Origin of the sequence: Vibrio navarrensis (assembly GCF_000764325.1) — a bacterium.
GTDB lineage: Bacteria > Pseudomonadota > Gammaproteobacteria > Enterobacterales > Vibrionaceae > Vibrio > Vibrio navarrensis.
On the sequence record NZ_JMCG01000001.1, the window covers coordinates 2,748,332 to 2,770,864 of the forward strand.

Genomic DNA, 22,533 nt, shown 5'->3' on the forward strand with positions numbered 1-22,533 from the left:
ACTCTTGCGGAGAAGGTTATTCTGCCAAGCCGGGCGAAGATCGACATCGCGATGTCGCCCTAAATCGTGAGAATTATTTGATGATCTGATCGCACTTCGCTGCGCAGATAAAGTCGTTTTTGTGCAACCCTTTGATCGAATGGCTCCACCACGTCACGGTGACTTTACCCCACTCCAACAAAATCGATGGATGGTGGAACTCTTGTTCCGCAAGCTCTGCAATTTGATTGCTAAACTGCCAAGCCTGCATAAAGTTCTTGAACTTATACACCTTCTCAAGCTGCGTAATACCATCACGATGCAACAATTGCCAACCTTCCAACTCAGTGATCAGGGTTTGTTGTTCCATATCGCTTAAAGGCATAGCGTCAATATGGCAAGCTTCGCATTTCAATTCATCAAGCATGTTCAGTTTCCTTTGGTTGAAAAAGTGGAGGGAGCAAACCCGCTTCCATTGCGAGATCCGCTTCACTGAGTAAATCGAGTCGACTTAGGTCAAACAGACAAGAAATGTCATCCAGCACGTAGTATGCGGGCTGCATAATATCAATACGGTAAGGAGTGCGAAGTACCGTTTGGATATCAAAAGGTCGGCGCTGCGCCCGGCTATCATCTAACGCATATAACGTCTCGCCGGGCGATGAGAGAATGCCGCCGCCGTAGATTTTCAGCTCTCCCTGTTCTTTAACCAAGCCAAACTCAATCGTAAACCAGTACAAACGAGCTAGAAATGCACGCTGTTTGGGCGTGGCGGCAAAACCGAGTTTTCCATAAGTTTCGGTAAACTTAGCAAAGTTGGCATTCGTCAGCATGGCGCAATGACCAAAGATTTCATGAAAGAAATCGGGTTCCTGCAAATAATCAAACTCTTCACGACGACGCAAAAAGGTCGCTACCGGGAATTTTTTGTTGGCGAGCAAATTAAAAAAACGGTCGAAGTTTATCAAAGCAGGCACGGGCTCAACGCACCACCCCGTGGTGTCGCGCAGCACTTGGTTAATCTCTGGCAATTGCGGAACACGTTGCGAAGAGAGGTTGAGCAAACGCAATCCATCCAGATATGGCGTGCACGCCCTGCCAGGGATTACTTCCATTTGCCGACTAAATAGATCGCGCCAAATCGCGTCTTCTTCTGTGTTCCAGTCGACATACCCTTGTTCATCAACGGCTTTAGAGTGATAGGCGTCCATTACGCATCTCCGATTAACATTTCCTTTACATAAAGCCTATCTTCTCAACTCGACGCTTCCAATCCTCGTGCGGGTTTTGCCGCTAATTTTCCGTGTAACATTTTTTTTACATAAATAGATCAAGCCCTTTCAATTCAATAAGCTGGATTGAGTCTGAATGTTTGACTTTCCCCATTATTGGGTTAAAAATTAGTCATGTTAATAAATGATTAACAATGAGAAGAACAATGACAACGTCAAGCCCAATCTGGACACCTTCTAAACAGCGAGTGGCCAACAGTAATCTGAAGAAATTCATTGAACACATCAATATGCAAGGCGAAGCAATCGACAGCTTTGCCGAGCTCTATCAGTGGTCTATCGTCGAGAACAAAAAGTTTTGGATGGAAGTCTGGGATTATTGCGATGTGATCGGTTTTCAAGGCAATTGCATCATCGGAGAAGGAAAGCCCAAGTGGCAAGCGTATACGGCCAATCGAGATAATCTTTGGTTTCCCCAAGCGGAACTTAATTATGCGGAAAACCTCCTCTCCTCTGCCTACCAAAAACCCGCCGAACCTGCGCTTATTTTTCGTAACGAACGTGGCGAGGAAAAGAGTCTCACTTGGCAAGCATTGTGCGATCAAGTATCGGTTATTCAGCAATGGCTTAGCCGTAATGGTGTAGGCCGTGGCGATGTGGTGGCAGGCTACCTTCCTTATCTGCCAGAAACCGTGGTCGCGATGCTGGCTACGACCAGCTTAGGTGCGATTTGGACATCGACTTCACCCGATTTCGGCATCGACAGCGTTCTTGAGCGATTTGGCCAAGTTAAACCCAAAGTCCTGTTCTGTTGTGACGGCTACTCCTTTGGCGGGAAAATCTTCGATATGTCGGAAAAAAACCGAGAAATTGAAGACAAGTTGGTAGACTTAGTAAACATCTGTGAGATCGAGTATCTACAAGCACCTGATGCGGTCCACAACAGTAACTACTCTACTTGGGCAGCCATTATGGACAACTATGAGCCCAAAGGGATTGAGTTTGAACGCATTGGCTTTAACGATCCTTTGTTCATTCTCTACTCTTCCGGCACCACGGGTAAACCCAAGTGTATTATTCACTCAGTTGGTGGCACCATTCTCAACCACCTCAAAGAACATCAACTGCATTGTGACATTCAACCCGATGATCGGGTGTTTTACTACACTACTTGCGGCTGGATGATGTGGAACTGGCATGTTTCGGCCCTCGCCAGCGGTGCAACCTTAGTCATTTTTGATGGTAGCCCAGTGTATCCGGCGCATTCGGTACTGTGGGACATGGTCGATGAGCACAACGTGACGCTATTTGGCACGTCGGCTAAATACTTAGAAGCATTGCAGCAAGCCTTTTACGAGCCCGCCCTGTTCCATCAGCTCACTTCGCTAAAAACTCTCTGCTCGACTGGCTCGGTACTTTATCCAGAGCAGTTCGATTTTATCTACGGCAGCATTAAACAGGATGTGCACTTGGCATCGATTTCTGGCGGAACGGACATTTGCGGCTGCTTTGTGCTGGGAAATCCTATCTCTCCAGTCTATCGGGGCGAAGTTCAAAGCGCAGGCCTTGGCGTTGCCGTCGCCGTGTTTGACGATAAGCAAACGCCACTGATTGGCGAGCGCGGCGAGTTGGTTTGCCGCAACTCTCTGCCCAACTATCCGATTGGTTTTTGGCACGATGATGGCGAGCGATATCATCACGCCTACTGGGAAAAATACCCTAACGTTTGGCACCATGGCGATGATGTGATGATGACGCAAACGGGCGGCGTGGTGTTCTATGGCCGCAGTGATACCACTCTGAATCCCGGCGGGGTGCGTATCGGCACTGCCGAGATCTACCAGCAAGTCAATGCACTGAGTGGCATCGAAGACTCCATCGCGGTCGGGCGAATCCATGAGCGCAATGAAGAGATTTGGTTGTTCGTTAAAATGGCGCAGGGTTTTGAGTTTACAGAGAGTGTTGCGCAGCAAATTCGTGCCACGCTCAAGTCACACTGTTCGCCACGTCACGTACCGAAACAAATTTTTCCGGTCAGCGATATTCCTCGCACCCGTTCTGGCAAACTGGTTGAACTGGCGGTGAAACAGGTCGTGAACGGGCAAGAAGTGAAAAACCTCGGTGCTGTGGCCAACCCAGAAGTGCTGGATGAGATAGCTCAGTTCGCCACAGTAGACGCAGACGGCTAGACAAAATAACGAAAGGAACAGAGAAAACGTGAGGCGAGCATTGTACTCGCCTCACCTGTATTTAATGATTTCGCTTAACGGTTAGTTAAGCCGTTTACCCATTCCCACTAAAACGGGATAGGTTTTACCGTCCATCGTTAACGAAAATGCAGGGCCCACTTCAACATCGACAAAACCCGCATTGGTGAGCGCTTGACGGACTCGCTCCTCCGTGAGGCCATCAACCTCTAAACCTTGCTCCGCGGCATCCGCAGCCCAATCCCAATGAATAAAACAGCCACCTGGGTTGAGCAAACTGTGAGCGATATCCAAAACGCCAGCCAGATCATCGACAAACGCGCAAACCGATGAGGCAACCACCAGATCAAATTGACCACGAAATGCAGGGTGCTGCGCTACCAATCCACGCGTTAAACTGTCGACTACAGGCTCAACATTAGGCAACTGCTTCTTATCGAGCTCTTCAATCATCTCTTCGCTTGCATCAAGCGCAACAATGTCTTTCACCAATGGCGACATTTTTTGCGTCAATAAGCCAGTACCACAACCAAAGTCCAACACTCTTGCGCCCTGTAGATCAACCCGATCTAACAGCTGATTAAACACAGATTTGGCAAATTCTTCCGTCGCAGGATTGCTCTCCCACTCCTTAGCGACCTCATCCCAATTGTGTGCCATCATGGCCTCCATAATTACTTCTTGTAACGGGAACTGCGTATAGATTAACTCAAATTTCTCGCCACGTCATAGAGTTATTAACGCCAATCTGTGTGCAAAAGAGCCACTTAACAACCGGGGCAAAAGTTAGTTATGCTATAGCTTCAAAAATGGTTATGGGTAACACATGAATCTGTCTCAAATTGAAGCGTTTTGTAGCGTCGCAGAGTTAGGCTCTGTCTCTGAAGCGGCGCGCCATCTAGATTGCAACCGCACCAAGCTCAGTATGTCGATAAAATCGCTGGAAAAAGAGTTAGATATTGAGCTTTTTACCCGTTCAGGCAATCAACTCACTCTTTCTGAAGCGGGTAAAGCCATCTTTAAAGACTGCGAGAATTTATTGGTTACGTCGCAGCGAATTAAGCAAACCTGCGAGCAAGTCTCTGGTGTCTTTAACGCCGAGATGTGGATCGCACGAGACGATTCACTACCCGATGAAGTTTGGCAAGAATACTCACATGAACTGAGTAAACGCTACCCATCCACCTCGTTCAACATCGTCCTTGCTTCCAGTGGCGACTTGGAAAATTTAGTCGAAACACGTCAGGTTGATTTCGCTTTTGGTGTTGATTATGAACGCATCGATAGCCCCAAAATCACCTACAACCCACTAGGCAAAATCCGCATGATGTCGGTGTGTCGCGCCGATCATCCACTGACTCGTATGCGGCGAGTTTCGGACGAGGATTTGCGCTCTCAGATGCAAGCCTTGATGGTCTATCTCAACGAGAAAGATAACCCCGAGCTACGCCCTTTTTCGCTGCGTCACATCGGTTTTTCCTGCTTTGACTACATGATGAACATGATTTTGCAAGAAAACGCATGGGGCGTATTACCCGAGCCCTTGATTCGCCAATACCTGCGCGAGCAGAAATTAGCGGTCATCAAACACACCTACGGTTTGACGCAAGAGGACTATTGTATGTTCACCCCAAGTGGTATGGCAGAGCACCCGGCGATGAGCTGGCTGGCGGACAGAATCAACGATTATTTATTCGATTTCTAGCCAACACAGACTTTCCCCTCAGTGAGCGTCAAATTTACTGACAGCAATTTTTAATCACAACCTATTGTAAAATAAGAAATTATCTAAAGAATCTCTTTCGGTCATATTTCTTTCATCCACTTTTCATTTGTAAAAAAGCCCAGCCCGCTAAACAATGTCAGAGTGTTTAGCCTTTGGACTATTTTATGTGTGACAGGACAACAAAGAACGAAAATCGAATCCTGACTTTCTCAGCCCTTGCTGCATCAGGGTTTGCTATCAGCGGACTGGTACTTGGCTTGTTCGCAGGTTCTTTGGTCATCATGTTCGATGGGATCTATTCGCTGGTCAGCTTACTGTTAACATTATTGTCGCTGGCTGCTTCCTACTACATCAGCAAGCCTTCCAAAAACCTTTTCCCGTTTGGTAAAGCGGTGCTAGAGCCGATTGTGATTGCGATTAAAGCAATCGTGATTTTGCTTGTGGTGGCTTATTCACTCTACTCGGCAGTGACCGATTTATTTAACGGTGGCCGTGAAGTTGATGCGTCGGTGGCGATATTCTTCGAAACCTCTTGTGTGATCGGCTGCGCGTATGTGTGGTGGTTTATCGTTAAAAAAAGCCGTCAGTTCTCGTCCGGTCTGATTGAAGCGGAAGTAAAACAATGGCAGATGGATGCGCTGCTCAGTGCCGTGGTCTCGATTGGTTTTGTGATGTCTTGGGCGGTGACGTATACCCCATACGCAGAGTTCGCTGCCTATGCTGACCCAGTGATGATGTTGGCGATGTCGTTTTACTTTATCAAAGTGCCGCTTGGTATGCTGAAAGATGCGTTGCGAGAGCTGCTGATGATGTCGCCAGACGAAGAGCTGTGCAAACGCGTGGGCAGCGACATCGAATTTATTGAACAGCAAACTTCACAGCATCTTAAGCTGGCAGGGGTAACAAAAGTAGGCCAAGAGCTGCGCGTCAACGTCGACTTGCATGTCAAAAATCAAACGTTAGCCTTGGCAGAGCTAGAAAATACCCGTAACAAGCTGCGCGACCAGCTTTCTAAACATCCGTTTAAGTTGCAACTCAATCTCAACATTGCTCATTAAAAACACGGCTCATTAAATTTGCCAAACGCCGCGTCATGCGGCGTTTTTCTTGCGCGTTACCCACCAGCAGCCGAGTGAACCCAGTGTCACCATAAATACGCCCTGCCAAAATGCCCCAGGTAGGCTGACCCCAAGAATGAACGACGAAAGAAATGAAGAAAGTACGGGGGTGAAATACGACATGGTGGCCAAAAACACCATATTGCCGCCAACGATAGCCACATTCCACAGCGCATAGCCTCCTGCCATCAGCCCCGCAGCCAGTAGCAGATTGACACTGCTGCCTAAAGTAAAATGCAACGGTTCGGCGTCAGTGAGAAAATACTTCACCCACAAGGCCGCTGCAGTGGCGATGAAAAAAAGCGTAATCGCACTGTGTTTGGATTGCTGTCGCTGGGTGATATTGCAATAAACGGCCCAAATGATTGCGCCAACAAACGCCATGGCAAACACCAAAGGATTAGCCATGACGTTTTGCGCAATCATGCTTGGTGATAAGCCCTGATCGCCGCCCACAGTCCAAGCCACCCCCATAAACGCAAGCGAAACGGCAGGATACAATAGCCAATTCGGCTTTTTCTCACTCCCCCAGACAGCAAAGAGCACAGTCAACGCAGGCCACAAATAGTTGACGATAGAAACTTGGATCGATTGCATGCGGCTGTCGGCAAAACCCAATGACAAGGCGAGTAAAATTTCGTAGCTGACAAACAGTGCGCCGCCAATCAGCAAATAACGCCAAGAAAAATTGCGCAGTTTGGGCACGCCTAAAACCAACACTAACAACATTGAGCTCACGGTGTAGAGCAATGCGGCGCCGCCGACCGGACCAAATGATTCCGCCACCATACGTGTCATGGCGAGCAAACAGCTCCAAAACAAAATCGCCAGCAAGCCAAACAAGGTGTATTTATTGGTCATCGTTCTTTTTCCAGTGTGATCTTAAACGCAGCATAAATCAGCAAAGCAGACAGCTTACTGCAAAAATGACCTACTTCAATACCATCTTGATGTTATGTGGCTATAAAGCAGCAAGGAATGATCAGTCGGAGACGTTATGAAGCGATTTATGCCATCCAGTGTCATGCTCACACCCTTTGTGGTGCGCGTTTACCCAGAGAACGAACAAGAGGAGGAAGGCGAAGAAACATCCCCATCAGTCTCGCACCAAGAAGCGGAGCCAGCACCTCAATCCGGCGTGGAGTAAGTGCACAAAATTCGCCAAACTTTGCTTCATCGCCAACAGAATTGGCTAGAGTAAAGGAGACAACGATCAACCACAGGACAGAGAAAATGAAAAAAGTTGCGGTGATTCTCAGTGGCGCAGGCGTTTTTGATGGCAGCGAGTTGCATGAAGCGGTTCTTGCGTTACACGCGATAGAAAAGGCGGGAGCAAGCTGGCATTGCTTTGCCCCAAATATTGAACAGTTGCACGTACTTAACCATAAAACAGGCGAAGAAATGGATGAGACGCGCAATGTGTTGGTCGAAGCGGCACGTATTGCGCGCGGTCAGATTGAAGATGTGGCAAAACTGCACGTAGAGGAGTTTGATGCTTTGTTACTGCCAGGCGGCTTTGGTGCAGCGAAAAATCTCACTGATTTTGCGGTCAAGGGGGCTGAATGCAGCATCAATGCCGATGTTGCCCATGCTTGTCGCACATTCGCGCAACTAGGTAAACCCGCCGGTTACTTGTGCATCGCACCAGTCATTATCCCTATGATCTACCCGCATGGAGTAGAAGGCACGATAGGCAACGACGAAGCCACTGCCGCCGCATTCAACAAGTTAGGTGGCGTACACATCAATTGCACGGTGAATCAAGTGCACTTTGATACCAAACATAAAGTGCTATCAACGCCCGCTTATATGCTGGCGAATTCGATTTCCGAAGCAGCCAGTGGGATAGAAAAACTGGTGGAACAACTGGTCGAAATCGCATAAATTCGCTCAGTTTTATCATTAGCCGAAGTCAATAAAATACCTCTCATTTTTGGGAGGTATTTTTAACCGAACTACACAACTATATAAATTATAAACATTTTATCAGTTACTATTGAGAAAACGATTGCCTTCAAACATGATAAAATCTAATCAAAACATCAATAGTGTCACCTTTTTTATGTGCAACAAGATCCCGTTCACACTTCCCTATCATTACGGGGGAATTCCCTCCCCCAACTTGTCTGAGATCAAGTTTTTTCCACCTTCGTCTGTGACAGAGTAGCGACGTAAACCGATAACAACTAATTACGGAGCAATTCCAATGACGAGTGCATTTTTTTATCCCTACGATCAACCTTATGGGCGCGGGCTGCTTAAAAGACGCCGCTGACAACATTCAAGCGCAAGGTTTCACTAAGGGTTTAATCGTCACTGACAAAATTCTCAATCAAATTGGCGTGGTTAAGCAGGTACAAGATCTGCTAACGGCGCGTTCTGTCGAAACCGTGGTTTTTGATGGCACTCAGCCAAACCCAACCATCAGCAACGTCAACCAAGGCTTGGCGCTACTTAAAGAGAACCAATGTGATTTCGTCATCTCTTTAGGCGGTGGTTCACCACACGACTGCGCGAAAGGCATTGCTTTGGTTGCAGCCAACGGCGGCGTAATTGGCGATTACGAGGGAGTTGATAAATCAGCTAAACCGATGCTGCCTCTGATTGCGATCAACACCACCGCAGGTACTGCCTCCGAGATGACCCGTTTTTGCATCATCACTGATGAAGAGCGTCACATTCAGATGGTGATTGTCGATAAGCACACCACGCCGCTGATTTCGGTGAACGATCCTGAGTTGATGCTGGCGAAACCCGCATCGCTGACAGCGGCCACAGGCATGGACGCGCTAACCCACGCGATCGAAGCTTATGTCTCGATCGCAGCCACCCCAATCACCGACGCTGTCGCTATCAAAGCGATCGAGCTGATCCAAGCCTACCTGCGCAAAGCCGTTGCTCATGGCGACGACATTGAAGCACGTGAACAAATGGCCTACGCACAATTTATGGCGGGCATGGCATTTAACAACGCATCATTAGGCTATGTACATGCGATGGCGCACCAGCTTGGTGGTTTCTACGACCTACCACACGGCGTTTGTAATGCCATTTTACTTCCGCACGTTCAGCGCTATAACGCGCAGATTTGCCCAGAACGTCTTCGTGACGTAGCAAAAGCGATGGGGGTGAATGTGGAAGGCATGAGCGCAGAGCAAGGCGCGAATGCAGCGATTGAGGCGATTGTCGCTCTGGCCAAAGATGTTGGCATTCCTGCGGGTATTCGTGAGCTGGGCGCGAAACTGGAAGACATTCCCACTTTGGCGGATAACGCACTGAAAGACGCTTGCGGCTTTACCAACCCGAAACAAGCCACGCACGCAGAGATCTCGGCCATTTTCGAAGCCGCCATGTAATCCCGCTGGCTATCATTAACGTGTTATAAGCAAAGCCAAAGGCCGAAGGTGTCACTTTCGGCCTTTTTGTTCTGTCCGGTAACTTCGACACATTTGTTCACCTTTCGCCCATATGACATTTTCGCTTCCTGGCATACACTTGATTCATTACTTCCTCATAACGCCGGATGGCGTGACGTAAATGCCTATGCCAACAACAAGGAAAGTCGATGAACAAAAGTCATGCGCTCGGCTGGCTCGCCAGCTTAATCATTTGGGTCTGCTCTCCCACCCTTTATGCCGCTAATCTCAAAGCGACAAAAATTGCCAGCGGCTACCACATTCCTTGGGGCATCACTTTTGTCGACAGCGCTTATGCGGTGATTAACGAGAAAAATGGCCACATATCGCTGCTGGATGTGACCAAGGGCAAGAAAACGCCCCTCTATACGCTTTCCAACGTCAATGATGCAGGGCAAGGCGGTTTGATGGACGTCGCGCTCTCCCCTGTCTCGCGTCAAATGCTCTACTTCACTTTCAGCAAAGAGGTCGACAACGGCACCACTGTCGTGCTGGCCAGCGCAAAGCTGAGCAACAAAACTCTCTCTGACTGGCAAGAACTGTTTGTCGCCGATGCCTCCTCTACCACGGGCAGGCACTTTGGCAGTCGCATCACCTTTGATCAGCAAAATCGACTTTACTTTTCGATTGGCGATCGCGGAGAAAGAGATAACGGGCAAAACCCCGCCAACCACGCCGCAGCGATTCTGCGGCTCAATCTGGATGGCAGTGTACCAAACGACAACCCTTTCTTGCTGGATGATACGGTAAGAAATGAGATTTGGAGTTACGGCCATCGTAATCCGCAAGGTCTGTTTTTTGACTCACAGGCAGCGCAACTGTGGTCGGTAGAGCACGGGCCGCGTGGCGGTGACGAAATCAATCTGATCCAACCCGGGAAAAATTATGGCTGGGCAAAAACCTCGCACGGTAAAGAGTATTGGGGGCCGATGCGTGTCGGCGAAGCGGAAACCTTACCCAATATCGAAGCGCCTAAACTGGTTTACGTCCCTTCCATCGCCCCAAGCAGTTTGCTGCTCTATCGAGGAGAACGCTATCCAAGCTTAAATGGCAAACTGCTTATCGGCGCGTTAAAGCTGACCCACATTAACGTGGTCAGCATAAAAAACGGTCAGCTTGCAGAAACTGACCGTTTATTTACCCATCTCAACGAGCGTATCCGAGCCATCAGCGTGAGCCCGGACGACTTTCTCTATTTCACCACCGATAATGGCAACGTGTATCGGATCGAGCCTTAAGCCAGCGACACACTCACCTTGTGCTGATCGAAGTCAATCGTCATGGTGCTGCCTAGTGGCACTGTCAGCATAGGGTGAGTATGACAGCTGTCAAAGTCATACAGAATGGGGACTTTCTGCCCATTGAGCACCTCTTTTAGCACATCAATCGACGCTCGCCCGGTGCCTTTATCATTAAACAGCTCATGCTTGCCTAAGACCACAGCCGCCACTTTATCAAATACATCTAGGATCTTAAGGTGAGCGAACGAGCAAAAAGCTCAGGAGCAAACACCGTCGCAGGAGACGACGGAGAAAAGAAGCCAATGGTATCGCCCACTTTGAGCGAAGCTGGAATGATCATCGAATCCTCTCTTTACTGACTGAGTAGCCAATCAAATATTGCACGTAACTGTTCGTCTGCAACGCTTTGCAAGCGATCGCCAACGTACCACTCAACAACTGACTGGTTAGGATGCTGCGCAATTTGCGGATGCCCCAACCAGATGCCTTGTTCTTCTGCCAACTTGTCGCGCAGTTCCAGCGCTTTCTCATAGCCAAACGGCAAGATAAGATGCAGCATGTTGCTTTGCGGCTTTGATGGGTTGACAGCTAATTGCGGGTAGGTGTTGATTAGCTGATAAATTTGCTCTGTACGGGCAAACAAGGCAGGCATATTAGCCAGACGCTGCTCAAACTGCATCGCAGCCGACACCACATAAGGGGTGCGATGGTAAACATTGCCACCTTGACGTTTCATCCACATCGACGCCAGTTCGATAAAACGGCGATCACCTAACAGCAGAGAACCACCCAGACCATTCACCCCTTTGTAAAGGGAAACGTAAGCCGTTTTAAACCCTTGGGCGATTTCCTGATAGCTCTTCTGATAATACGCTGCGCACTCCCACAGGCGCGCACCATCCATGTGCAAGTGAATATCGCGATGTTCGCATTCGGCTTTGACTTCATTTAGCTCATCCCAACTTAAAAGCTGCCCACCAAGCTCCCGCATTGGCAACTCGTATAGCGCCGCTGAAATCTCATCTGGCCACGCATCCAGATCGGCCGCTTTCCAAGGACGAAACATATCGCCGAGCGGCAGGATGTGAAAACGGTTTTGCAACTGATAGCCCTGACGTTCAAAGCGGTAAATATGACTCGATTCATGCATCGCCACGGTTTTGTTGCGTTTTTGCTGACAGACCAGATCCAGCACCGTCGCTTGCGTCATGGTTCCGCTGATAACAAATAAGCCAGCCTCAAAGCCCAGTAAATCCGCAACTTGCTGCTGAAATGCTTCAATCAGCTCACCATCGCCATAGTGATCGTGTTTTACATTGTGCTTTTCACACCATTGCGCCATAGCGGCAAACTGCTCCGCCGGCGTGGCTTCATGATTGCCAGATAAAATGGTGTGGCAAAGTTCACGTAAATCCTTTTTCATCAAAGTGTTCCTTGTGATTTTCGAGACGGAACCAACTTATCTGCGCACAAAGCGCATGTAAAGAGATAAACTAGACTGAAAACACAAAAGTGATAACGAGAGCAAATGGAACCAATTACATTAGAAATCAATCAAATACGAGCGGTTGTTTTTGATTTGGATAACACCTTAGTCACCTCGTCACTGGATTTTGTCTCCATGCGCCAAGCACTTGGTTGCCCCGCACAGGAAGATTTGCTCAGTTTTGTTGATAAGCTACCCGATGCAACGCAGCGGGCACATGCGCAGCACATTATCTTGCAGCATGAGATGGCCGATGCGCAAAGCTCAACTCCATTACCGGGTTGTCACGCTTTACTGGCTTTTATCAAACAAAGAGCGTGGCGCTGCGCGATTGTCACCCGCAACTGTCTGGCAGCCAGTGAACTCAAACTGGCGCACAATGACATCGAAGTGGAAAAGCTGATCACCCGGGAACATTGCGCGCCTAAACCCGATCCCGAAGCGCTGCTGCAATTGGCCGACCAATGGCAGTTGCAGCACCATCAGGTGCTGTATGTCGGTGATTATCTGTATGATTTACAAGCAGCAAAGAATGCCAATATGCCATCTTGTCTGGTGAGTAATGCGCAGGAAAAGCCGTACGCCAACCAGGCCTCCATCACTGTGGCCCAGTTGGATGATTTGCTCAGCTATTTGCAAACGGCGCTAACAGCCAGCGCAGGTTAGGCAAGTGCCATCGCCAGTAGGCTAATAGGGTGAATGGTCTCAAGCTGGGTATTCTCTTCAATTTGCCATTTACAGGTTTCGCAATCGGTAATGGCAAAATCCGCCGCCGATTGTTTGATGGTCTCGAATAGGTGCGCGCCGATTTTCATCGACGTCTGATAGTTCTCCTCTTTAAAGCCATAAGTGCCTGCCAAACCACAGCATTCGCTATCTAGCACCACCAGCTCTAATCCGGGGATCATGCGCAACAGTTCAAGGGTAAACATCACATTTCCGCTGCGCTCTAGGTGGCAAGGGGTGTGATAAACCACTTTCTTGTTGATTGGCTTCATCGCGGGCGCATAGCCGCTCATAAATGCTTTGAGCAGAAAACGGGTAATGTACTCAATGCGTTGTACCACGTGCTCATTTTTGACACCCAACACATGCGGGTACTCTTGTTGCAACGTAAATGAGCAGGTCGAAGAGGTGGAAACCACTGTGTGATCTTGCGAAACGGCTTGCTCGATCATCTCGATATTGAGCGTGGCGTTTTTACGCGCTTTTTCATGAAAACCATTGGCAATCAAAGGCACACCGCAGCATTTTTCCTTTTTCAGCAATTGCACGCCATAGCCCATGGCATTGAGTACTTTGACTAAATCTTTACCCAGTTGCGGATGGTTATAGTTGACATAACAGCCGTGGAAATAGCTCACTTGGCGCGCAAACTGCGCTTGCGTTTTCGCCTGCTTCTTGTACCACTGACGAAACGTGCCGTGAGAGTATTTCGGCAGTTGCTTGTGCTTATCGACGCCAATGGTTTTGTGCATCAAGCTTTTTATCGGTTTCAGTTCAGTGATCTTGTTGACAATCGGCGCGACCGGCGTTGCCAGCGAGCCAAACAGATCAGTATGGCTTAAGACAAAATCGCGCACCAGCTTAGGGCTGACACCTTTCTGACCAAACTTACCTCTCGCCACGGCGATAATATCACCAATTTTCACCCCCGACGGGCAGGCCGTTTCACAGCGCTTGCAGTTGGTACACAGTTTCAGCAACTCATCGTAATAGTGCGGATTTTTCAAGCGCAGACGTTCACCGTCTGGCCCGGATTGTTTTGGCCCCGGATATTCCGGATTCGCTTTCGCCACCGGACAATACACAGTACACACGGTGCATTTAATGCACTGATCAAAGCTGGTGTTCACAGGGGCATGTTTGGCAAAAGTATTCATCATAATACGCACTCCTCCTGCGTTTGAACCTCGCAATGCAAAACGGCATGCTGTGCGGCGGCCAGCGCGGTCGAGATAGCGACGCCGCCTCCCGAGCCTTCAAACACCGGATCGTACCCCGCCAAGACAGAGCCACAGCAGTAGAGATTCTGACAAAGCGCACCGTGCAAATAAGGGCGGAACGTACCATCGGTTTTGACGCCAAACGCCATAAATGGATGACCGATGGGGCTAAAGAATTTCTCTGCGCGCCAAGTGCTACGCGCCGAGTTTGACACCATCTCCAAACCAAAAATCGGTTCCACGATCTCGCTGAGATTGGCTTTAAGCCCTTGGCTAAAGTAGCTACCAGAAGCCAAAATAAACGCCTTGGCATGCAGCGCCATATCACCCAAATTGCGCGTGTAAATTGCTTTTAACTGCTGTTCTGAATGCCATTCGCCACGAGTCACTTGATCGCCCTTAAGTAGCGTCCCGCCCGCTTGGACAAAACGTTTGTGCAGCGCTTCTTCGATACGAATACCAAGCAGCGAAGGGGGCATGGTCGGCACTTCATGAAAGTGCAAACGGGTTTCGCGGCGCAATTGCTCCAACAACACCAAACCGTCACCGTTCCCCATAATGGCTGGCATGATCAACAGATCGTCCGGTGTCGCCCCTTTCATCAGTTGGTGACACAAACTGTTAAACGCCTGCGGCTGCTTGAGTAAACGGGCAATGTCTATTGAGCGCAGCTCATTGGGATTGCGCCGCAGTTGCTCGCATCCGGGGATGGTGACGCTGATTTCCTCAACCGCACACTGGGCGAAATCGCGCTGTTTGCGCAGGTTATCTTTGGCAAGCAACGGCTGAAAGTCACGATAACCATCAACCGAGACCAGCAGCAGCCGTTTAAATGGCAGCCTCTGACGGTGACGATAGACAAACGGCTGCGAAAGCCAAGTCGCTTTTAAAGTGCCGAGTGGCGTAATGCGAAAGTGGTTATGTTCATCTTCTTCGCTCTGCAGTGGGATCCCTTGCTGTGCTAAAGCGGTTTGAAACCAACGCAGTGCGCGGCGCACACTTTGCGCACTCAGTTTTGCGTAAGGGTGAGCAGGAAAACGCTCAGCAAATTGCTCGATAGCGTGAAAAGGTGCACTCACATCCTCACCCGCAGGCGTTTTACCGAGCAGATCAATCGAGCCGGAGGAAAAATGCAGCGCGCTCTGTCCTTGGCTGATTAACACCACTTTTTTACCTTGTTCTAACGCGTGCAATGCGGCGCTGTAACCCGCGATACCACCACCGATGACTGCAATATCGTAATTTAACATGAGTGGTTCTCCTCATTTTGCTGCTGTGCGGTGTCGCCGTTTTCCACATTTGGTAGTTCGCTGGCACCAAACAGGCCTTCGTAAATCCAGTAGCTGAACTCCGCCTCTCGCAGCGCATCGCCCCAGAAAATTGGCTTAATGCCTTTCCAGCGCTCTTCAAGAAACTCTGCCAGTAGATGAGCACTGGCCGTGCCATCGACGTTGCCATATTGGCTAAATAGACTCGCTGCACGGTAGCTGCACAGCTCACCCTGACAAGGGCCCATGCCAAGACGTGTGCGCCGGCGCAAGTCGACTAAATTACTCACATCGAGCTGCTTGATCGCGTACTCAATCTCGCCTTGAGTGACCATTTCGCATTCGCAGATCACCGTTTGGCTGGCACTGTCTTGCTGCAAGAATTGCTCAGCCCGTTCGCCATGGCGATAAATTGCTGATTCATAAACGGGTTTGACGATACTGGCGGTTTTCTTGGCGGGTTTGGGCGCGTCGTTGGACCCCGGCAACGGGCGCAGATGGGTTTCACACGCGCGATCCACGCCGAGTTTTTTCGCCAGCAAATCGGTTGCCCACTCCGCCATCAGACGGTACGTCATCAGCTTGCCGCCAGTGATGGTGGTTAAGCCTTTTAGACCATCTCGCTGCTGGTGATCCAGCAAAACAATGCCACGACTGATGTTGCGACCACTGCCGTCATCATCGACAGAAACCAATGGCCGCACTCCGGCATAGGCACGCAATACCCGCGTGTTGGCCATGATCGGCGCCAGCTTAGCCCCTTCACGCAAAAGCACATCGACTTCCTGCTCGGTCACGTGCAAGTCATCAATTTGTGCATAGTCGATATGTTGTGAGGTGGTGCCGATCAGCGAAATGGTGTCACCGGGCACTAAGATGTCGGCATCCGACGGCTTACGGCAACGGTTGATCACCAAGTTGTTGATGCGGTAATCCAGAATGAGCAATGAGCCTTTGGCCGGAAACATCTTGATATTGAGATCCGCGTATTCGCAGATATTTTGTCCCCAGATCCCCGCTGCATTGATAACTTCTCGCGCATAAATATCAAACGCTTGGCCAGTTTGCGTATGCAAGCAGTGCACTCCTCGCACTTGATCGCCCTCACGGATGAGACCAACGACCAACGTGTGATTAAAAATGCGTGCGCCATGCTCTTTGGCGTCTAACACATTCGAAGCACAAAGACGAAACGGATCGAGCATGCCGTCCGGAACGTGCACTGCCCCAAGTAACTGCGGGTTGACATTAGGCTCTAGCGCCAGCGCCTCTTTGGGCGTGAGAACCGCGGTTTCAATTCCGGCTTTTTGACACTGAGCGACAAAGGTATCCTGAAATGAGAGATCGTCTTCCGGCAAAGTGATAAACAGCCCACTGGTGTTTTCCACGCAATGGCGGGCCACCCTTTTGAGGATTTTGTTCTCTTGAATACACTCTCGGGCCGACTCTTCATCCGTGACCGCGTAACGCGCACCAGAATGAAGCAAGCCATGATTACGCCCAGAGGTACCGGAGGCGATATCATCTTTTTCCAATAAGATGCAGGCGATTCCCCGTAGCGCGCAATCGCGCATAATCCCCGTCCCTGTGGCACCACCACCAATGATCACTACGTCCGTTTCAAAATGAGCGGAAGCTTTCATCGCTTTCTTCCTATTCATTAATAAGCATACGTTTAGTGTGTCATTTTTTTTCCTTTAGGTTCGATACATCACTCACAAAATGCGCGTTCGAGCATTTATTGGTAAATCGAAAAGTTATTTCGCTCATTAAACAGACAAAATGAATCATCCACTTACAGCGGATAGCGTTATTCGGCCTCAATCTTCTGCTCAGCCGACAAACGCTCATGACGCAGTTCAGCCTGCCCAGAGGCATCTGAAGGCGGCGATAACAGGATCTTCAACCGTTGGGAAAGCGTTAAACCGCACTGGGTCGCGTCTTGCCATAGATCGCGCCACTCGGCAAACGTAACCACCAGTGGATTAAAGCTGTTCACCGGTTTGCTGATGCCAAAGCGCACAGTTTCGCTCTCTGGCTCAAAGGTGCCAAACAGCTTGTCCCAGATGATCAAAACGCCCGCATAGTTTTTGTCGATATAGCGCGCGTTGACGCCGTGATGAACCCGGTGGTGTGACGGGGTATTAAACACGTATTCCAAAGGCCCTAAGCTTTTTACCCATTGGGTGTGGACAAAAAACTGCAAACCAAGATTAAACAGCACCACCAAGGTGATCCACTGTGGTTCAAAGCCAATGATCACTAAAGGCAACCAAAACAGCCACATGCCTGTGACCGGATACATCAAGCTCTGGCGAAACGCCGTGCTGAAGTTCATTCGCTCAGAGCTGTGGTGGACAACGTGCGCAGCCCACATCCAACGCACGCGATGGCTAGCGCGATGAAACCAGTAGTAGCAAAAATCCTGCAACACCATCAGCGCAATAAAACTCATCGCGCCCATGTCAATCTCCAATAAGCGCCAGCCAAACAGCCACAAATAGAGATGAGCGAGCAACAAACCCGCCAGCAGATCCGTACCTTGATGCATCAAGGCTAAGGTAAAATTGCACAGCACCTCTTTAAACTCGTAACGAGAGTTGGCCGGCAGTCTGCCTTTTCTCTCGCCCAGCCAATATTCCGCTGCCATCAAGGCCACAAACAGCGGCGCCATCAACAGCAAAAGCCATTCTGGATGTTCAACTAACATAGTTACACTCCTTTGTATTCAGGGTTACCAGCGAGCGAAGTGATCTTCCGTGACGCCCAACGTGGCGTTAATCTTGTGGACCACGCCATGATTGTCGGTGATCGCGCCGTTAAAATGGCCGATAAATTGGCGAAAATTACTTTTCAGCCAGTAAAGGTTCAGTTTCTCACGGCGGCAGTTTTCGGCGGTAAAGGTCAAATCCACTTGTCCATTTTGTGAGTAGATGTGCCAAGGTTTGGCGCTATCGGCGCGGCTAAAAGAGAAATAAACCGATGGCAGGCCGTGTTTTTGTCCATTGATCCACAGCACGTTCTCACAACTACCGGTTTCGTTGACTCCGGCGGCGAGATTAAGCCCAAGAGTGCCAAATTGATCGCGGCAATTGATGCTGGCCCAGCGCCAACTGGTTTCACGCCGCATATAGCCCGCGGAGAAATCATAGCCAGCACAGGCACCGCTCAGATCAAGCGTTTTCCCCGCAACAGAAAGCCTCCCCGTTACACGCAAGGCATTGTGTTTTTGCGTATAAGTCCAGCCTTGATAACCGGTGGGTGTGCACATCGCAAGCGCTTGGCTGCCGGGCTCAGGCATCAGGGTCAGATCCGCGCTCAGTTGACGAGTCGCCAATTGCCCCCGCCATACACCATCGACAATGTGAAATTGGATCTGTTTACGAGCGATGTGCATGGTGCTGTTGTAAGGAGAAGGCACCGAATGGCTGTCCCAAGCCAATGGACGCAACCAGTTCTCTTCCACCAGTTGCTTTTTGCGTCTGTCATAGAGATAGCAAAACGCCGACGTGAGATAGCGGATATCGGCAATCGCCACGCCAATCAGATAATCTTGCGTGACAATGCTGACAAACTGGAACTGTTTGTAGTCGAAATAACGCGCGAATTTGCTCGCTTGCGCGTCCATCACAGTGCGATAGTCAAAGTCTCCCAGTGCCAAATCGCGCGGAATCTCATCAAACTGACCATAGTTTGGCGCACCGGAAGAAGCGATCAAACGTTTTGGTGCAGAGTCCAATTTGAGCATGATAGCGTCCTTGCTTCACAATAATTTAACATGAACTCACAGTGTGACGCGCCAACAGCGTATAAAACAGGTTAGAATCGGACATCAATCTGGTTTAGATCACGTTTTATACGACCAATAAACGACCTTAAGCAAGTAAGCAGGAAGGCTGAAAGATGACGATGCAACTGATCACCGAATATCGACCAGTCAAACACTGGCAAGCGTTTGGCGGTTACGATGTCGCATTGCTGCTGAGCGTTTTGCAAGACTATGGCGTCGATAGCGAAATGTTCCTTAGCGAGGCCGGTATCTCAGCCACACCAGAAGACCAAGAGGCAGGTCACTATCGTTTTGCCGATAAATTGGCGCTTTTTCAGCTCGCCGCAGAGCGCATCCCCGACCAACCTCTCGGGCTGATTTGCGGCCAGCGAGCCAGTTTCAGCGATTTTGGCCTGCTCGGCTTTGCCATCGCCAGCAGCAAAAACGTGCTTGAAGCGCTGCAAGTGGGGTTTAAATATCTACAGCTCAACGGGCCGATTTTCCACATCCAAGTGCTGCGCGATACACATCAGGCCTGTATCCGAATCGAAAACAATTTAGAGATTGGCAAGTTGCTGCCTTTTTGCAGCGAGTATTTCTTTAGCGCGATTGCGCAGCTGTGCGCAGAGTTGACCGGAGAAAAGCTGCCGAGTGTACAGATGCTGCTCCCCTACCCACCACCGCCACACGCGCTCGCTTATCAACACCATTTTCAGTGCCCCATTGAGTTTAACGCGCAAGAGTTTGCTTGGTATTTTGACGTTGAGGTGTTGCAGCGTCCACTGCTGCGCCATTTAGAGAGTAAATGGCAAAAATGTTTAAGCGGCTGCGAATCCTTATTACACCATCTGCAAGCATCGCATCGGCTTGATCGGCAAATCACTCAACACCTCTACACTTGTCTGGGCTCGGAACCCAGTGCTGAGGAAATCGCCGCTTGGTATGGTCTCTCTGCGCGCACTTTGCACCGACAACTGCAAGCGCTGGGCACCAGCTACCAGAGACTAAAAAATCAGGTTCGGCGCGATCTCGCACTGGAGCTGTTACTCAATACGGCGTTGAGTGTCGAGGAAATAGCCTATCGCTTAGGTTACAGCGACAGTGCCAATTTTCGCCATAGCTTCAAGCGCTTAACCGGCAAAGCGCCGCGGCAGTTTCGTCAAGATAAGTAACGTTTTGTCAACACCATGGGCAATCTGAAAAAAAACAGCGCAATAGCGGCCATATGCACAATATTTTGTCTGCCTCGCAATATTAGCGCTGGTAAAAAAGTATTTCCTCAATAGGATATTTGAGGCTTATGATCACAGTTTGAACAGAAGCCGTTATTCGCTGGCCACAATGGCCGATATAGTTTGGCAAAAAATAGACGATTACGACGTACCTTGAATTCTCAGCAGACTTTTTTTCGCAGGCATAACTGGCAACGGACCATCAAGGTAGCCGTCATTTTGCTGGTTTCTTTCGCCATCACCATGTGTGCCTTGGTGCCATTTGCCAATCAATATCAGCGCACTTTGACCCACAAAGCCATCAACCACATTGAGCGAGAGCTCTTAGAGACACGCATCCAGCTCAACTATCTTTTCAGCCCTGCGATTTTCTCTCAGCCATGTAGCGCTCTCACTTACGAACTGCGCAAGAGTATTCTCAATCTTGGTATGACCAAAGAGATAGGCACCTTTGACGATACTGGCCGCGTGTTCTGCACCAGCAATGAAGTCAAGGTTTCGTTTTATCTCTACAAATCGATACTGCAACGTTTGGATGAAAGTCCTGAACGCGCGACGCTTTCTTTTGCTAAAACAGCACTCACGGGCGAAATGGCGCTGATCTACATCTTTGGTGACGAGACACTGCGCGGGCTAAGCGTGCTGTTTCCCACCAACTATTTGCAACTGATCACTCGCGGAATCCTCTCCTTTGGCGATTTAGACTACGAGATCCACGTGGCTGGCAGGCCAGTCAAAAGCCTCACCTTGGCCGAGCCGATTAACCAACTGCAAGTCACGTCAAAACACTTCCCAGTCGTTATCAACTCTGCTGTTGGACGCGGTTTTTATCTCGAATATTTGCTGAAAAACGCGTGGATTGGCTTGTTGGTCGCCACCATAGTGCTGCTGATTTCTGCTCAATTGCGCCAAAGACACATCACGCATAACAGCATCGAATACGCTCTGACCAATGCGATTAAGAAACAAAATTTATCGGTGCATTTTCAACCAATTGTCGATCTTAAAACCAATAAAGTGGTGGGGTGTGAATCGCTGCTACGCTGGAACGATCCGGTACAAGGTTTTGTGTCTCCGGGCATTTTTATTCCACTAGCCGAAAAAGTCGGCCTTATCGAACAGATCACACGTTTTGTTCTTGCTAAAGCTATCCAACTGCTGCAAACCACCAGTGAGCTCTACCCTCAAGGCTATGTGAGCATTAATATCAGCCGTCAGGTGGTGCTTGACCAAGATTTTATTTTTCAGGTCACCGAACAACTCAAAGATAAACCGGAGATTAGCCACCGCCTGGTGTTTGAGATCACCGAAGAGAGCGTGTTTAGCCCTGACGATCTCACCACGCTGCGCAGGCACCTCACCTACCTAGGAAACTTGGGCATTCGCATCGCGGTGGATGATTTTGGCACTGGCTACTCTGGGCTGAACTTTATTCGCCAGTACCCGTTTGACATCATGAAAATTGATCGCGTGTTTATTAACAATCTGACCAGTGACTCCAACACTCAGCCACTGCTGATGTCGATGCTAGCACTGTCAGAAACTCTGCATATGGATGTAGTCGTAGAAGGGGTAGAAGAAAAGTCGCAGCTCGACATTTTAGCCAAACTCGGAGTGCGCAACATTCAAGGTTTTTACTACTCAACCGCCCTTCCCGAGCAGCAATTTCGCCACTACTTACTCGAAAACCGCGCCTCGCCCACTGAGCTTATCGCGATACTAGATTCCTAACTCCTTGATTGCTCTCTTCGATTTTTGCCGAGGCTGACTAGGGTCTGTTGACCTTTTGAGATGATTTTTGCAGCAGTTTGTGGGTTCTTTGTGCAAGGCAGAGGCTTTGAATTGTAGGGGCCTACATGATAAGCCGATAACGCAGCAAAAAGGAGCCACAAACGCTGCCCGAAGGGTTCGGC

20 protein-coding genes and 1 pseudogene are annotated in these 22,533 nt (G+C 49.4%); 10 read left to right on the forward strand and 11 right to left on the reverse strand.

Annotation, left to right across the window (positions count from 1 at the left end; genetic code table 11):
• Positions 1 to 73 precede the first annotated feature (73 nt).
• A complete protein-coding gene (locus EA26_RS12145; protein WP_039427786.1) occupies positions 74 to 406 on the reverse strand; it encodes a 4a-hydroxytetrahydrobiopterin dehydratase in 333 nt (110 codons plus the stop codon).
• Positions 399 to 1,190: a phenylalanine 4-monooxygenase gene (gene phhA / locus EA26_RS12150; RefSeq protein WP_039427788.1), complete on the reverse strand. Its 792-nt coding sequence runs from the start codon at positions 1,188 to 1,190 to the stop codon at positions 399 to 401. Before phhA ends, EA26_RS12145 begins: the two co-directional genes overlap by 8 nt.
• 227 nt (positions 1,191 to 1,417) lie before the next feature.
• Here phhA and EA26_RS12155 point away from each other — a divergent pair, with 227 nt between their 5' ends.
• On the forward strand, positions 1,418 to 3,400 hold the full coding sequence (locus EA26_RS12155) for an acetoacetate--CoA ligase (RefSeq protein ID WP_039427791.1): 1,983 nt from the start codon (positions 1,418 to 1,420) through the stop codon (positions 3,398 to 3,400).
• 81 nt (positions 3,401 to 3,481) lie between these two features.
• Here EA26_RS12155 and EA26_RS12160 read toward each other — a convergent pair whose 3' ends face one another.
• Positions 3,482 to 4,090, reverse strand: a complete 609-nt coding sequence (locus tag EA26_RS12160; protein ID WP_039427794.1) for a class I SAM-dependent DNA methyltransferase — start codon at positions 4,088 to 4,090, stop codon at positions 3,482 to 3,484.
• 154 nt (positions 4,091 to 4,244) lie between these two features.
• On the opposite strand from EA26_RS12160, the gene EA26_RS12165 reads away from it, so the two are divergent.
• On the forward strand, positions 4,245 to 5,123 hold the full coding sequence (locus EA26_RS12165; RefSeq protein WP_039427796.1) for a LysR family transcriptional regulator: 879 nt from the start codon (positions 4,245 to 4,247) through the stop codon (positions 5,121 to 5,123).
• 185 nt (positions 5,124 to 5,308) lie between these two features.
• Complete coding sequence (locus EA26_RS12170; RefSeq protein ID WP_039427798.1) at positions 5,309 to 6,202, forward strand: cation diffusion facilitator family transporter; 894 nt, start codon at positions 5,309 to 5,311, stop codon at positions 6,200 to 6,202.
• Positions 6,203 to 6,235: 33 nt separating this feature from the next.
• Here EA26_RS12170 and yddG read toward each other — a convergent pair whose 3' ends face one another.
• Positions 6,236 to 7,123 (reverse strand): aromatic amino acid DMT transporter YddG, encoded by an 888-nt coding sequence (gene yddG, locus EA26_RS12175; protein ID WP_039427799.1) that lies wholly within the window; start codon positions 7,121 to 7,123, stop codon positions 6,236 to 6,238.
• 136 nt (positions 7,124 to 7,259) lie between these two features.
• Between yddG and EA26_RS21985 the strand changes: the two genes are divergently transcribed.
• From EA26_RS21985 to EA26_RS12190, 4 genes are all read left to right on the forward strand, one after another.
• Positions 7,260 to 7,409 (forward strand): hypothetical protein, encoded by a 150-nt coding sequence (locus tag EA26_RS21985; RefSeq protein WP_167772726.1) that lies wholly within the window; start codon positions 7,260 to 7,262, stop codon positions 7,407 to 7,409.
• A gap of 86 nt (positions 7,410 to 7,495) precedes the next feature.
• Positions 7,496 to 8,146, forward strand: a complete 651-nt coding sequence (elbB, locus tag EA26_RS12180) for an isoprenoid biosynthesis glyoxalase ElbB (protein WP_039427802.1) — start codon at positions 7,496 to 7,498, stop codon at positions 8,144 to 8,146.
• A 329-nt stretch (positions 8,147 to 8,475) separates the two neighbouring features.
• Positions 8,476 to 9,618 (forward strand): L-threonine dehydrogenase, encoded by a 1,143-nt coding sequence (gene yiaY / locus EA26_RS12185; RefSeq protein ID WP_039427804.1) that lies wholly within the window; start codon positions 8,476 to 8,478, stop codon positions 9,616 to 9,618.
• 209 nt (positions 9,619 to 9,827) lie between these two features.
• Positions 9,828 to 10,916 carry a PQQ-dependent sugar dehydrogenase gene (locus EA26_RS12190; protein WP_039427806.1) on the forward strand — a complete coding sequence of 363 codons (1,089 nt, stop codon included), beginning with the start codon at positions 9,828 to 9,830 and terminating at the stop codon, positions 10,914 to 10,916.
• Here the strand turns inward: EA26_RS12190 and EA26_RS12195 are convergent.
• Both EA26_RS12195 and EA26_RS12200 read right to left on the reverse strand, forming a co-directional pair.
• Positions 10,913 to 11,167, reverse strand: a pseudogene (locus tag EA26_RS12195) (LD-carboxypeptidase); the annotation flags it as partial. The gene EA26_RS12190 and the pseudogene EA26_RS12195 sit on opposite strands and share 4 nt — an antisense overlap.
• Before the next feature lie 104 nt (positions 11,168 to 11,271).
• Positions 11,272 to 12,342, reverse strand: coding sequence for a threonine aldolase family protein (locus EA26_RS12200; RefSeq protein ID WP_039427810.1), 1,071 nt, complete (start codon positions 12,340 to 12,342; stop codon positions 11,272 to 11,274).
• 105 nt (positions 12,343 to 12,447) lie between these two features.
• Here EA26_RS12200 and EA26_RS12205 point away from each other — a divergent pair, with 105 nt between their 5' ends.
• Positions 12,448 to 13,071 (forward strand): HAD family hydrolase, encoded by a 624-nt coding sequence (locus EA26_RS12205; protein WP_039427811.1) that lies wholly within the window; start codon positions 12,448 to 12,450, stop codon positions 13,069 to 13,071.
• Here EA26_RS12205 and glpC read toward each other — a convergent pair.
• The 5 genes from glpC to EA26_RS12230 all read right to left on the reverse strand — a co-directional run bounded on the left by glpC (position 13,068) and on the right by EA26_RS12230 (position 19,367).
• A complete protein-coding gene (gene glpC, locus EA26_RS12210) occupies positions 13,068 to 14,291 on the reverse strand; it encodes an anaerobic glycerol-3-phosphate dehydrogenase subunit GlpC (RefSeq protein ID WP_039427812.1) in 1,224 nt (407 codons plus the stop codon). The two genes, EA26_RS12205 and glpC, sit on opposite strands and share 4 nt — an antisense overlap.
• Positions 14,288 to 15,601, reverse strand: a complete 1,314-nt coding sequence (gene glpB / locus EA26_RS12215; protein WP_039427813.1) for a glycerol-3-phosphate dehydrogenase subunit GlpB — start codon at positions 15,599 to 15,601, stop codon at positions 14,288 to 14,290. Before glpB ends, glpC begins: the two co-directional genes overlap by 4 nt.
• Positions 15,595 to 17,262 carry an anaerobic glycerol-3-phosphate dehydrogenase subunit A gene (gene glpA, locus EA26_RS12220; protein WP_039427816.1) on the reverse strand — a complete coding sequence of 556 codons (1,668 nt, stop codon included), beginning with the start codon at positions 17,260 to 17,262 and terminating at the stop codon, positions 15,595 to 15,597. Before glpA ends, glpB begins: the two co-directional genes overlap by 7 nt.
• Before the next feature lie 167 nt (positions 17,263 to 17,429).
• Positions 17,430 to 18,329: a sterol desaturase family protein gene (locus EA26_RS12225; RefSeq protein ID WP_081947071.1), complete on the reverse strand. Its 900-nt coding sequence runs from the start codon at positions 18,327 to 18,329 to the stop codon at positions 17,430 to 17,432.
• A gap of 24 nt (positions 18,330 to 18,353) precedes the next feature.
• Positions 18,354 to 19,367 (reverse strand): DUF2804 domain-containing protein, encoded by a 1,014-nt coding sequence (locus EA26_RS12230; protein WP_039427817.1) that lies wholly within the window; start codon positions 19,365 to 19,367, stop codon positions 18,354 to 18,356.
• Positions 19,368 to 19,522: 155 nt separating this feature from the next.
• Here EA26_RS12230 and EA26_RS12235 point away from each other — a divergent pair, with 155 nt between their 5' ends.
• Complete coding sequence (locus EA26_RS12235) at positions 19,523 to 20,560, forward strand: AraC family transcriptional regulator (protein ID WP_052079213.1); 1,038 nt, start codon at positions 19,523 to 19,525, stop codon at positions 20,558 to 20,560.
• A gap of 279 nt (positions 20,561 to 20,839) precedes the next feature.
• On the forward strand, positions 20,840 to 22,351 hold the full coding sequence (locus EA26_RS12240) for an EAL domain-containing protein (protein WP_226978355.1): 1,512 nt from the start codon (positions 20,840 to 20,842) through the stop codon (positions 22,349 to 22,351).
• Positions 22,352 to 22,533: the final 182 nt, after the last annotated feature.

Excerpts from the sequence above, each read along its gene's own strand:
- glpA (WP_039427816.1), bottom strand. The coding sequence starts at position 17,262 with ATGAAAGCTTCCGCTCATTTTGAAACGGACGTAGTGATCATTGGTGGT.
- EA26_RS12160 (WP_039427794.1), bottom strand. The coding sequence starts at position 4,090 with ATGGAGGCCATGATGGCACACAATTGGGATGAGGTCGCTAAGGAGTGG.
- EA26_RS12225 (WP_081947071.1), bottom strand. The coding sequence starts at position 18,329 with ATGTTAGTTGAACATCCAGAATGGCTTTTGCTGTTGATGGCGCCGCTG.
- EA26_RS12230 (WP_039427817.1), bottom strand. The coding sequence starts at position 19,367 with ATGCTCAAATTGGACTCTGCACCAAAACGTTTGATCGCTTCTTCCGGT.
- EA26_RS21985 (WP_167772726.1), top strand. The coding sequence starts at position 7,260 with ATGAAGCGATTTATGCCATCCAGTGTCATGCTCACACCCTTTGTGGTG.
- EA26_RS12145 (WP_039427786.1), bottom strand. The coding sequence starts at position 406 with ATGCTTGATGAATTGAAATGCGAAGCTTGCCATATTGACGCTATGCCT.
- EA26_RS12170 (WP_039427798.1), top strand. The coding sequence starts at position 5,309 with ATGTGTGACAGGACAACAAAGAACGAAAATCGAATCCTGACTTTCTCA.
- glpC (WP_039427812.1), bottom strand. The coding sequence starts at position 14,291 with ATGATGAATACTTTTGCCAAACATGCCCCTGTGAACACCAGCTTTGAT.
- EA26_RS12190 (WP_039427806.1), top strand. The coding sequence starts at position 9,828 with ATGAACAAAAGTCATGCGCTCGGCTGGCTCGCCAGCTTAATCATTTGG.
- phhA (WP_039427788.1), bottom strand. The coding sequence starts at position 1,190 with ATGGACGCCTATCACTCTAAAGCCGTTGATGAACAAGGGTATGTCGAC.
- yddG (WP_039427799.1), bottom strand. The coding sequence starts at position 7,123 with ATGACCAATAAATACACCTTGTTTGGCTTGCTGGCGATTTTGTTTTGG.
- EA26_RS12235 (WP_052079213.1), top strand. The coding sequence starts at position 19,523 with ATGACGATGCAACTGATCACCGAATATCGACCAGTCAAACACTGGCAA.
- EA26_RS12165 (WP_039427796.1), top strand. The coding sequence starts at position 4,245 with ATGAATCTGTCTCAAATTGAAGCGTTTTGTAGCGTCGCAGAGTTAGGC.
- EA26_RS12155 (WP_039427791.1), top strand. The coding sequence starts at position 1,418 with ATGACAACGTCAAGCCCAATCTGGACACCTTCTAAACAGCGAGTGGCC.
- elbB (WP_039427802.1), top strand. The coding sequence starts at position 7,496 with ATGAAAAAAGTTGCGGTGATTCTCAGTGGCGCAGGCGTTTTTGATGGC.
- glpB (WP_039427813.1), bottom strand. The coding sequence starts at position 15,601 with ATGTTAAATTACGATATTGCAGTCATCGGTGGTGGTATCGCGGGTTAC.
- EA26_RS12205 (WP_039427811.1), top strand. The coding sequence starts at position 12,448 with ATGGAACCAATTACATTAGAAATCAATCAAATACGAGCGGTTGTTTTT.
- EA26_RS12200 (WP_039427810.1), bottom strand. The coding sequence starts at position 12,342 with ATGAAAAAGGATTTACGTGAACTTTGCCACACCATTTTATCTGGCAAT.